12 protein-coding genes are annotated in these 11,800 nt (G+C 45.3%); 7 read left to right on the top strand and 5 right to left on the bottom strand.

Translation table 11 applies throughout. The annotated features are described in order from the left end of the window. Positions 1-95 precede the first annotated feature (95 nt). The 4 genes from fusA to HMPREF9370_RS03115 all read right to left on the bottom strand — a co-directional run bounded on the left by fusA (position 96) and on the right by HMPREF9370_RS03115 (position 3,680). The gene (fusA, locus tag HMPREF9370_RS03130; protein ID WP_009115853.1) at positions 96-2,198 is read right to left on the bottom strand and encodes an elongation factor G; all 2,103 of its coding nucleotides are present in this window, start codon (positions 2,196-2,198) and stop codon (positions 96-98) included. A gap of 24 nt (positions 2,199-2,222) precedes the next feature. Continuing rightward, on the bottom strand, positions 2,223-2,693 hold the full coding sequence (gene rpsG, locus HMPREF9370_RS03125) for a 30S ribosomal protein S7 (RefSeq protein WP_009115852.1): 471 nt from the start codon (positions 2,691-2,693) through the stop codon (positions 2,223-2,225). Between the two features lie 110 nt (positions 2,694-2,803). After that, a complete protein-coding gene (gene rpsL / locus HMPREF9370_RS03120; RefSeq protein ID WP_003783497.1) occupies positions 2,804-3,175 on the bottom strand; it encodes a 30S ribosomal protein S12 in 372 nt (123 codons plus the stop codon). Positions 3,176-3,476: 301 nt separating this feature from the next. Then, positions 3,477-3,680 carry a YMGG-like glycine zipper-containing protein gene (locus HMPREF9370_RS03115; RefSeq protein WP_009115851.1) on the bottom strand — a complete coding sequence of 68 codons (204 nt, stop codon included), beginning with the start codon at positions 3,678-3,680 and terminating at the stop codon, positions 3,477-3,479. Between the two features lie 147 nt (positions 3,681-3,827). Between HMPREF9370_RS03115 and HMPREF9370_RS03110 the strand changes: the two genes are divergently transcribed. The 6 genes from HMPREF9370_RS03110 to HMPREF9370_RS03085 all read left to right on the top strand — a co-directional run bounded on the left by HMPREF9370_RS03110 (position 3,828) and on the right by HMPREF9370_RS03085 (position 8,387). Continuing rightward, on the top strand, positions 3,828-4,274 hold the full coding sequence (locus HMPREF9370_RS03110) for a CopD family copper resistance protein (RefSeq protein WP_009115850.1): 447 nt from the start codon (positions 3,828-3,830) through the stop codon (positions 4,272-4,274). Between the two features lie 136 nt (positions 4,275-4,410). Next, a complete protein-coding gene (locus tag HMPREF9370_RS03105; protein WP_009115849.1) occupies positions 4,411-5,388 on the top strand; it encodes a TerC family protein in 978 nt (325 codons plus the stop codon). Positions 5,389-5,604: 216 nt separating this feature from the next. Next, on the top strand, positions 5,605-6,333 hold the full coding sequence (gene minC / locus HMPREF9370_RS03100; protein ID WP_040666835.1) for a septum site-determining protein MinC: 729 nt from the start codon (positions 5,605-5,607) through the stop codon (positions 6,331-6,333). Positions 6,334-6,382: 49 nt separating this feature from the next. Continuing rightward, positions 6,383-7,195 carry a septum site-determining protein MinD gene (gene minD / locus HMPREF9370_RS03095; RefSeq protein WP_040667399.1) on the top strand — a complete coding sequence of 271 codons (813 nt, stop codon included), beginning with the start codon at positions 6,383-6,385 and terminating at the stop codon, positions 7,193-7,195. A 4-nt stretch (positions 7,196-7,199) separates the two neighbouring features. Further along, positions 7,200-7,463 carry a cell division topological specificity factor MinE gene (gene minE / locus HMPREF9370_RS03090; protein WP_009115846.1) on the top strand — a complete coding sequence of 88 codons (264 nt, stop codon included), beginning with the start codon at positions 7,200-7,202 and terminating at the stop codon, positions 7,461-7,463. A gap of 3 nt (positions 7,464-7,466) precedes the next feature. Further along, on the top strand, positions 7,467-8,387 hold the full coding sequence (locus HMPREF9370_RS03085; protein ID WP_009115845.1) for a hydrogen peroxide-inducible genes activator: 921 nt from the start codon (positions 7,467-7,469) through the stop codon (positions 8,385-8,387). 103 nt (positions 8,388-8,490) lie between these two features. On the opposite strand, the gene HMPREF9370_RS03080 is transcribed toward HMPREF9370_RS03085, so the two are convergent. Continuing rightward, positions 8,491-9,705, bottom strand: a complete 1,215-nt coding sequence (locus tag HMPREF9370_RS03080) for a pyridoxal phosphate-dependent aminotransferase (protein WP_009115844.1) — start codon at positions 9,703-9,705, stop codon at positions 8,491-8,493. Between the two features lie 210 nt (positions 9,706-9,915). Between HMPREF9370_RS03080 and dxs the strand changes: the two genes are divergently transcribed. Continuing rightward, entirely contained in the window at positions 9,916-11,796 is a 1,881-nt protein-coding gene (gene dxs, locus HMPREF9370_RS03075; protein WP_009115842.1) for a 1-deoxy-D-xylulose-5-phosphate synthase, read from the top strand. Positions 11,797-11,800: the final 4 nt, after the last annotated feature.

Raw genomic sequence — 11,800 nt, 5'->3', positions numbered from 1 at the left:
CCTTAGCCATTAGCTAATTCCTTTACACAAAAGATCATTTCAAAGAACAAAGGCTGCCTGAAAACTCCAGTTATTTAGACAACCTGACAAATGCCTTAGCCCTTACGCGCCTCGGTAACAGCAGCCGCTACATGAGCAGGAGCTTCGGCATATTTTTTAAACTCCATGGAGTAAGTGGCACGACCCTGAGTAGCCGAACGAAGGTCAGTAGAATAACCGAACATTTCAGCCAATGGCACCTCTGCTCGAACTTTTTTACCACCAATACCATCATCATCCATGCCCAATACGATACCACGGCGGCGGTTCAAGTCACCCATTACGTCGCCCATATATTCTTCCGGTGTTTCCACCTCAACAGCCATAATCGGCTCGAGCAACACTGGACTAGCTTTTTTCATACCTTCCTTGAAGGCCATAGAAGCAGCCAATTCAAATGCTATTTGAGATGAGTCAACATCATGGTAAGAACCGAAAATTAGACGTACACGAACATCTACTACTGGATAGCCAGCAACAATACCATTGGGCAGTGTATCACGGATACCCTTATCGCAAGATGGAATAAATTCACGTGGAATTACGCCACCTTTGATTTCATCAATAAATTCGTAACCTTCACCACCAGGTTCCATTGGCTCCATCTTGATCACTACGTGACCATACTGACCTTTACCACCAGACTGTTTAACGTGCTTCGCTTCAGATTCCACTTCTTTACGAATGGTCTCACGATAAGCTACCTGTGGTGCACCGACATTGGCTTCCACACCAAATTCACGCTTCATTCGGTCAACGATAATCTCTAAGTGCAGCTCACCCATACCAGAGATAATAGTTTGACCAGACTCCTCATCAGTGCGAACACGGAAAGAAGGGTCTTCTTTTGCAAGACGGTTTAAAGCAATACCCATTTTTTCTTGGTCTGCTTTGGTTTTAGGTTCTACAGCAACGTGAATAACTGGTTCTGGGAATTCCATGCGCTCCAACACGATTGGCGCATCTTCAGCACACAAAGTTTCACCTGTCGTTACATCTTTCAAACCAATCGCGGCAGCAATATCACCCGCACGAACTTCTTCAATTTCAGTACGATCGGCAGCAGTCATTTGCACCAGACGACCAATACGTTCACGTGTACCTTTTACCGAATTGATAACAGTATCGCCCGACTTAACGACGCCTGAGTAAACACGAATGAAAGTCAGCTGACCAACGTATTTGTCATTCAACATTTTAAATGCCAATGCTGAGAATTTAGCATCATCACTGGCTTCGCGGCTGGCTTTTTCGCCATTAGGCGTTTCACCTTGCACGGGAGGGATGTCAATTGGAGAGGGCAATAACTCTACCACAGCATCCAACATACGTTGAACACCTTTGTTTTTGAAAGCAGAACCGCACAACATAGGTTGGATTTCACCTGCCAACGTACGTTGACGCAAACCAGAAATAATTTCTTCTTCGGTCAGCTCTTCGCCGCCCAAATATTTGTCCATCAACTCTTCGCTGGCTTCCGCAGCAGCTTCAATCATATTTTGACGCCACTCTTCAGCGGTAGCAACCAAGTCAGCAGGAATTTCACTATATTCAAACTTAGTACCCTGAGAAGCATCATCCCAAATGATTGATTTCATCTTAAACAAATCAATCACACCACTAAAGTTATCTTCTGCACCTACCGGAATAACAATAGGCACAGGGTTAGCGCGCAGACGAGTTTTCATCTGCTCAACCACGCGGAAGAAGTTGGCACCTTGACGGTCCATTTTATTCACAAATGCCAAGCGTGGAACTTGATATTTGTTGGCTTGACGCCATACAGTTTCAGATTGTGGCTGAACGCCGCCCACCGCACAATAAACCATTACCGCACCATCCAATACACGCATAGAACGCTCTACCTCTACGGTAAAGTCAACGTGTCCCGGGGTATCAATAATGTTGAAACGGTGTTCTTTAAACTGACCAGCCATACCTTTCCAGTAGGAAGTTACAGCGGCAGAAGTAATGGTAATGCCACGCTCCTGCTCTTGCTCCATATAGTCGGTAGTTGCTGCACCGTCGTGCACCTCACCAAGTTTGTGAGTCAAACCGGTATAGAACAAGATACGTTCAGTCGTAGTAGTTTTACCTGCATCAATATGGGCTGAAATACCAATATTACGATACAGTTGAATAGGGGTTTTACGAGCCATTTTGGTCGCCTTTCTAAATCTGGATTAGAAGCGGAAGTGAGAGAATGCTTTGTTGGCTTCAGCCATGCGGTGTACTTCTTCGCGTTTTTTCATTGCACCGCCACGACCTTCAGCTGCATCAATCAATTCACCCGCCAAACGCAAATCCATTGATTTTTCACCACGTTTGCGGGCAGCATCACGCACCCAACGCATTGCCAGCGCCAAACGGCGAGAAGGACGCACCTCAACAGGAACTTGATAGTTGGCACCACCGACACGGCGGCTTTTCACTTCCACGATAGGTTTGGCATTAGCAATGGCTTCATTAAATACTTCGATAGCTGCTTTGCCGGTTTTTTTCTCGATTTGCTCAAGTGCACCGTAAACGATACGCTCAGCCACTGATTTTTTACCGTCAATCATCAAAACATTCATGAATTTAGACAATTCAACGCTACCGAATTTCGGATCCGGCAATACGTCGCGCTTGGGGACTTCTCTACGTCTTGGCATTTTAATTCCTTAAATATCTATTCAGTTGGGCATTTCCCATGAATATCCAACAGGATATTCACTTACTCGACAGCTTTTAGAGCCGCCTACGTGCCTGATAAATCCTAATATTACTTAGGACGTTTTGCACCGTATTTAGAACGGGCTTGTTTACGGTCTTTAACACCTGCAGTATCCAAAGAGCCGCGAACAGTGTGATAACGCACACCCGGCAAGTCTTTTACACGACCGCCGCGAATCAGTACTACACTGTGCTCTTGCAAGTTATGGCCTTCACCACCGATGTATGAAATCACTTCAAAACCGTTAGTCAGGCGCACTTTACATACTTTACGCAATGCAGAGTTTGGTTTTTTCGGAGTAGTAGTGTACACACGGGTGCATACGCCGCGTTTTTGCGGGCAAGCTTCCAGTGCGGGCACTTTATTTACGTACACAGGCTTTTTACGGCCTTTGCGTACTAATTGATTAATAGTAGGCATATTTTCTCGTCCTGTTGAGTTAAATACTTGCCGACACCATGCCGACAAGAGCGGAATTATAGCTGCTTTACAACAACCAAGTCAATGGAATACGTCAAAAAGCTTTATAAGAGAATTATTTACTACGCTCTCAGTTACCGATCACATAAAGAACACGGCGCGTCACATTATGCACAGCCAATGTTTTTTAGAAGCTATGTTTGCTTAAAGCAATATAAATGCCTGTCTGAATTTTTCAGACAGGCATTTGTTATAGATACACAGCAAATTTAATCAACCAGTAGTTTTTAACTCGGTCGGATTATTTAACTTGGCTACCGATAACACCACCCAACGCAGCACCACCCAATGTAGAGCCTGTATCTTTACCGATTAGATTACCTGCCACACCACCAATAACCGCACCAGTTGCAGTATTACGCTGAGTAGTTGTCATGCCTTGACAGGCCGAGAGCAAAGCAGCAACTACTGTTACTGTCATAATCTTAGTTACCGTATTTTTCATAGTAAACTCCTTAAATTCGCAATTGGTAGATAATTAATCTATTCCAAATTTGTTATTAATACATACAATACAATAATTAATGAACCATTATTGCAATACCTGACCTTAAGATACTTTTTCATCGTTAAAGTTTTACAGGATTATGTTATGACAACCTATGCCATTGCTCATATTACTCATTTATTTTGCGCCATCATTTTTGTCGGCGGCGTATTTTTTGAAATGCTGATATTAAGTGCAATCCATAACAAGCAAGTTTCCCGCGAAGCCCGCAAGGAAACCGAACAGGCCATTTCGCGACGAGCTACTCTTGTAATGCCTGTAGTCGTTATCAGTGTTTTCGTTTCAGGGCTAGTTATGACCCGCCGTTATGTGGAGGCATTTGCTCAACCGCTTAGTTCTCCCTTTTCTATTCAACTGGTTTTTAAGGTTTTTTTAGCACTTAGCGTTTTACTACACTTTATCATTGCGGTCAGCAAAATGCGGCGCGGCACATTGACACTAGCATGGTCTAAATATATCCACAGGGCTGTGTTCTGCCACATGATACTGATTGTTTTCTTAGCCAAGTCTATGTTTTATCTTAGTTGGTAAATACCTTCCTGAATGAGCAGTTTAATTTCAGACAGGCATTGACTTCCAAAACCATGCGAAACCCATTTTTCTTTTATTGACTACACTTCTGCTAAAATAACCAACTGAACTTTAATTCGATTTAGGTATTTTCAAAATGCAACCCCAAATATCAGTAGGCACACCGTTGTTTTACGGTGTGTTTTGCGTTGCCGTTTTGGTTATGATTGTCATTGATATGTTGTCATTAAAAAAAACAGGCGCACACAAAGTAAGTATAAGAGAAGCTCTGATTTGGTCCGTTATCTGGGTGGCTGTTTCATGCGGCTTTGCCGGATGGCTTTATTGGGAATTGGCTCACAACCAAGCTATCGGACAACACATTGCCACCCAAAAAGTGATGGAATTTTTCACAGGCTATGTGCTTGAAAAATCATTGGCGGTCGATAACCTTTTCGTATTTCTGATGATTTTCAGCTATTTTAAAGTTCCACCGCAATACCAACACCGCGTATTGCTGTATGGTGTATTTGGCGCCATTGTTCTTCGCACCATCATGATATTTATCGGCACCGTATTAGTTCGGGAATTTTCATGGATCTTATATGTGTTTGGTGCATTTCTGCTTTATACCGGCCTAAAAATGCTCAAGCATGGCGAAAATAGCGAACAAGAAGATTTGTCACACAACAAAGCACTGATCTGGCTTCAAAAGCACATCCGTGTAAGCCACAATCTAGATGGTGAAAATTTCTTTACTATTGAAAATGGTAAACGTGTTGCAACACCTTTACTGCTGGTTCTAATCATGGTCGAACTCTCAGATGTCATTTTTGCGGTTGACAGCATCCCTGCCATTTTTGCCGTGACCACCGACCCTTTCATTGTATTAACCTCCAATATCTTTGCTATTTTAGGCTTACGGGCCATGTACTTCCTTCTGGCCGATATTGCCGACCGTTTTGCATTCCTTCACTACGGACTGGCATTTGTGCTCAGCTTTATCGGCATAAAAATGTTGATCGTGAAGTGGGCACACATACCAGTGGGAGTTTCACTGATTATTATATTCTGCGCACTAGGCATATCCATTCTCTACTCCCTAATACATAGTCGGAAACAACAAAAAAACTAAATATCCGCCACAACAAACAATGCCTGTCTGAAACACCTTTTCAGACAGGCATTGTTTAAATCACGTTGTAAAATAGCCGCACAACTTTACTTTTCTTCACACGCCAAACCACCGCTCAAATCTTTTTTCATCATTACTACCCAGCATAGATTGAATAGGTTTGTTTTACGCGGTAAACTTCTACTAATTAAATTTTTTTATGGTAACCATTTTAAAATGAATACCGTTTTTGACGTGAAATCCGCGCGCCTCGATGCTCTGGCACTACAAATCCATACAAGTGACCTAGGAAAAATAGATCAGGCTCTAAAGCAGCGCGCCACCCAATATAAAGAACTAAATATGCCGCTCCTGCTCGATGTGCAGGATTTTAACAACCCCGCCGACCTCAATGTCGGCGGCATCGCTTCTCTTATTAGGAGCCACGGATTAGTGCTAGCCGGCTTACGCCACGAACACGAACAATGGAGCCAAATTGCCACCAAGCACGGTCTACCCTTTTGTCAAATTGGCAGCGCAAACAGTTCAGATATCCCACAGACCAAAATACAGCAAACTGAAACCATTGCCGAGGTTAGACAACAACCCCAAGCAACTGTTATCAGCAAACCTACCGTTTTTGTTTCCTCTCCCATCCGCTCAGGTCAACAAGTGTATGCCGAAAACGGTGATTTGATCATAACCGGCATGGTCAGCAAAGGTGCAGAACTCATTGCCGATGGTAATATCCATATTTACGGCCCCATGCGTGGCCGCGCATTGGCGGGCGCAAGCGGCAACCGAAATGCCAGAATATTTATCCACTCCATGCAGGCCGAGCTGGTTTCTGTGGCAGGAATTTACCGCACTTTCGAACAAGACCTGCCCGCCCACCTCAACCATAAGCCTGTGCAGGTATACCTGCAAGACGACCGTTTAATCATCAGTGCAATTGATGCAGAATAAGATGATGGTAAAATTAATTAACATTAACAAATCAACAGAAGGAAACACCGTGGCAAGAATCATTGTAGTAACTTCAGGTAAAGGCGGCGTAGGTAAAACAACTACTAGCGCCAGCATCGCAACAGGCTTGGCCCTGCGCGGCCATAAGACTGCCGTTATCGACTTCGATGTCGGCTTGCGCAACCTTGACCTAATTATGGGCTGCGAACGCCGTGTGGTATACGACTTAATCAATGTCATCCAAGGCGAGGCTACGCTCAACCAAGCACTCATCAAAGACAAACATTGCGATAACCTATTTATCCTGCCGGCCTCTCAAACTCGTGACAAAGACGCACTAACCCAAGAAGGCGTAGAAAAAGTGCTCAACGAGCTCACCGAAAAAATGGATTTCGAATATGTAATCTGCGACTCTCCGGCCGGTATTGAAACCGGTGCATTAATGGCGCTCTATTTTGCAGATGAAGCCATTATTACCACCAACCCTGAAGTATCCAGTGTGCGCGACTCAGATCGCATCTTAGGCATCTTGGGTAGTAAAAGCCGCAAAGCTGAAAAAGGTGAAAGCGTTAAAGAACATCTGTTAATTACCCGCTATTCCCCCGAGCGTGTTGCAAAAGGCGAGATGCTTTCCGTGCAAGACATCCAAGATATCCTGCGCATCCCATTAATTGGCGTGATTCCCGAATCACAAAATGTATTGCAAGCTTCTAATGCCGGCTCACCCGTTATCCATCAGCAAGATGCCGTGGCTGCTGAAGCTTATAAAGACGTAATTTCCCGTTTGTTAGGCGAAAACCGCGAAATGCGTTTCCTGGATGCCGAGAAAAAAGGCTTCTTCAAACGCCTGTTCGGAGGTTAATCCTATGGCTTTAATTGATATCCTGTTCGGCCGCAAGCCCAAAACCGCACAAGTCGCCCGCGACCGCTTGCAAATCATCATTGCACAAGAGCGCGTGAAAGAGCAGGCTCCGGATTATCTGCCGACTTTGCAAAAAGAATTGCTGGAAGTATTGTCGAAATACGTCAACGTCTCACTAGACGATATTCGCATTTCCCAAGAAAAACAAAACGGGCTTGATGTACTTGAATTAAACATTACATTACCCGATCAGAAAAAAGAAGGTTAAAAAATGACACTGACCGAATTACGCTATATCGTTGCCGTGGCGCAAGAGCGGCACTTCGGTCGCGCCGCCCAGCGCTGCTTTGTAAGCCAGCCCACACTCTCTATCGCCATTAAAAAGCTGGAAGAAGAGCTTTCAGTGTCATTGTTTGATCGCAGCAGTAGTGAAATTATCACTACTGAAGCGGGAGAGCGCATCATTGCTCAAGCGCGCAAGGTGCTTGAAGAAGCTGAGATCATCAAACACTTGGCATCTGAAGAGCAAAATGAGTTGGAAGGCGCTTTCAAGCTTGGTTTGATCTTTACCGTTGCCCCTTATCTTTTACCGAAACTGATTGTTTCACTACGCGAAACTGCTCCGAAGATGCCGCTGATGCTTGATGAAAATTACACCCAAGCACTTACCGAAGCACTCAAACGCGGCGACTTAGATGCCATTATAGTAGCAGAACCTTTCCATGAGCCCGGTATCATCAGTATGCCACTCTACGATGAGCCGTTTTTTGTTATTGTTCCCAAAAGACACCCCTTTGAAGAACTTGATGCAGTCGATACCCAAGAACTTTCCGAGGAGCAAGTATTATTGCTTACCGAAGGCAATTGTATGCGTGATCAAGTGCTGGATAGCTGTTCCGAACTGGCCTCGCGCCAAAAAATCATGGGGCTGACCAACACCCTGCAAGGCAGCTCTATTAACACCATCCGCCACATGGTTGCCAGCGGTTTGGGAATCAGCGTACTACCGGCAACTGCGTTAACAGAAAATGATCACATGCTGTTCAGCATCATACCGTTTAAAGGTAAGGCACCGGAGCGGCGTATTGTTTTGGCTTACCGCCGTAATTTCATACGGCCTAAGGCACTGTCTACTATTCGCAATGCTATCTTGCAATCACAATTGGCAGGCGTAACCTTCTTGAAAGATTAAGTGATTTATTGGGACTCAAAAGCAAATGCCTGTCTGAAAGAATGTTTTCAGACAGGCATTTTTTATCTGCAAAAGCACTGTTTTCTCTAGTTACACAGTCAAATTACTGATGATAGTGTTTCAGGAAGCGAGCCAGTTTGTTCATCGCCTCCTCTATCTGATGCACATAGGGCAAAGTAACCACACGGAAATGATCCGGTTTCGGCCAGTTAAAGCCGGTACCTTGCACCAGCAATACTTTTTCCTGCTTGAGCAAATCAAACACGAATTGCATATCATCATGAATGTTATACATTTCTGTATCGATTTTAGGGAAAAGATACATAGCGCCTTTAGGCTTCACGCACGAAATACCGGGGATTTGTACCAGCATTTCATAAGCTTTATTACGCTGCTCCAAAAGCCGGCCACCCGGAAGCACCAAATCATTAATGCTCTGATAGCCACCCAATGCAGTTTGAATGGCATGCTGCATTGGTGTAGTTGCGCACAAGCGCATAGATGCCAGCATATCCAAGCCTTCAATATAGCCTTGCGCATGTCTTTTTGGCCCATTAAGTACCATCCAGCCTTGGCGGAATCCGGCAACACGATAAGATTTCGAAAGACCGTTGAAGGTAATGGTCAGCAAATCAGGAGCCAGTGCGGCAATATGATGGTGTACTACACCGTCATAAAGGATTTTGTCATAAATTTCATCTGAAAAAATCAGCAGGTTATGAATACGGGCAATTTCCGCAATCTCAAGCAAGATTTCTTTACTGTACACCGCGCCGGTAGGATTATTAGGGTTAATGATAACGATGGCTTTGGTATTTGGCGTAATTTTGGCTTTGATATCCTCAATATCAGGAAACCACTCATTCTCTTCGTCACACAAATAATGGCGCACAGTGCCACCTGCCAAAGTGGCGGCAGCTGTCCAAAGAGGATAATCCGGCGCAGGAATAAGAATTTCATCACCGGTATCCAAAAGCGCCTGCATAGCCATCGTGATTAATTCAGACACCCCGTTGCCAATATAAACGTCGTTCACCGTGATATCGCGCAAACCTTTGGTTTGATAATAATGAACAATGGCTTTTCGTGCGGAATAAAGGCCTTTTGAATCACAATATCCCTGCGAAGAAGGCAGATTGCGGATAACATCCACCAAAATCTCATCAGGTGCTTCAAAGCCAAAAGGTGCAGGATTTCCTATATTGAGCTTCAGAATTTTGTGCCCTTCCTCTTCAAGACGCAAAGCTTCTTTGTGTACCGGGCCCCGGATGTCGTAACAAACATGATCTAGCTTATGAGATTTGGGAAAACGTTCCATTTTGGCTGTGTCCTGATTAAATTGAATCAGCTCTGAAATGTACTCCGTTTTAGCAATAATTTAAAGGGGATAGTGTGAGAAAATTCTGTTTTGATTCAAAATGCCTGTCTGAAAAAAACGTTTCAGACAGGCATCGGTAAAGCATATTCAGTTTGGCGCAAAACTTGTTATAATCAACGCTTATAACTACACTTACCAAAAGACCGCCTTATGAGCACGCCATTATTAGATACCATAAACCTGCCAAGCGACCTGCGTTGCTTGGAAAAAACGCAATTGCCGCGACTGGCTGGCGAATTGCGCGCATTCTTATTGGAAAGTGTAAGCAAAACCGGCGGTCATTTTGCAAGCAATCTTGGCGCTATAGAACTCTCCATTGCACTACATTATGTTTACAACACACCCAATGATCATTTGGTGTGGGACGTCGGCCATCAAAGCTATCCGCATAAAATCCTCACCGGTCGCCGCCATCGGATGCACACTATGCGTCAATACAGCGGCTTGGCGGGTTTTCCTAAGCGCAGCGAGAGCGAATACGATGATTTCGGCGTAGGCCATTCTTCCACATCCATCGGTGCAGCTTTGGGCATGGCAGTGGCAGACAAACTGGCGGGCCGAAGCAACCGCAGCGTTGCCATAATCGGAGATGGCGCGATGACAGCCGGCCAAGCCTTCGAGGCCTTAAATAACGCGGGTGATATGGATATTGATCTGCTGGTTATTCTAAATGACAATGAAATGTCGATTTCCCCTAATGTAGGTGCGCTTCCTAAATATCTGGCAAGCAATGTCGTTCGAGACATGCGCGGCGTATTGAGCACCATCAAAAACCAAACCGGTAAAGTTCTGGATAAATTACCCGGCGCGCTGGAAATTGCACAAAAAGTCGAACACAAAATCAAAGCCATCGCCAGCGAAGGCGATCATATCAAGCAGTCACTCTCACTGTTTGAAAACTTCGGATTTGAATATACCGGCCCGGTAGACGGCCACAATGTTGAGCACTTGGTTGATGTACTTCGCGAGCTGCGCAGCAAAAAAGGCCCGCAGCTTTTGCACGTTATTACTAAAAAAGGTAATGGCTACAAATTGGCCGAACGCGATCCTGTGAAATACCACGCTATCGGCAAAACACCCACCGCATCCGAAGCAGACAAACCGGCTGCTCCGCCCAAACCTACTTACACCCAAATTTTCGGACAATGGCTGATTGATCAAGCGGAAGCTGATAACAGGCTGGTTGCCATTACGCCGGCCATGCGAGAAGGCAGCGGGTTGGTAGAGTTTGAGCAACGTTTTCCCGAACGTTATTTTGATGTCGGCATTGCCGAACAACATGCTGTCACCTTTGCCGCAGGCTTGGCTTGCCAAGGCGCAAAGCCCGTGGTGGCGATTTATTCCACATTTCTGCAACGCGGCTATGACCAATTGGTACATGATGTGGCATTGCAAAACCTGCCCGTAATGTTTGCCGTTGATCGCGCAGGCATTGTCGGCGCCGACGGCCCGACTCATGCAGGTGTATACGATTTGAGCTTTCTACGCTGCATTCCGAATATGGTAATTGCCGCGCCTAGCGATGAAGCCGAATGCCGCCTACTCCTTTCCACTTGTTATGCATTGGATGCGCCAACTGTGGTGCGCTACCCGAGAGGCTCCGGTAACGGCGCCGTTCCCGCTGCTAATCTGGAAACCGTGCCGCTCGGGAAAGGCATTATCCGCAGGCAGGGAAACAAAACCGCCATTCTCGCTTTTGGCAGCATGGTTCGCCCTTCTTTGGGCGTTGCAGAAAAACTCAATGCAACCGTAGCCGATATGCGCTTCGTCAAACCGCTTGATGAACCCCTGATCCTACAATTGGCCCGTGAGCACGATTACCTTGTCTGCACTGAAGAAAATGCCGAACAAGGCGGTGCAGGTAGCGCAGTATTGGAACTTTTGGCAAAGCACAAAATCTGCAAACCTGTATTACTCGCCGCTATTGAAGACATCGTAACCGAACATGGCGATCCGGCCCTGCTACTCGACCAGCTGGGCTTAAGTGAAGCAGCTTTGGAAAAGCAGATTCAGGAATGGCTGGCAAATTAATTCA

Origin of the sequence: Neisseria wadsworthii 9715, assembly GCF_000227765.1 — a bacterium.
GTDB lineage: Bacteria > Pseudomonadota > Gammaproteobacteria > Burkholderiales > Neisseriaceae > Neisseria > Neisseria wadsworthii.
Note: the sequence above shows the minus strand (reverse complement) of the source record. Positions and strands in the feature narration are given on the sequence as shown.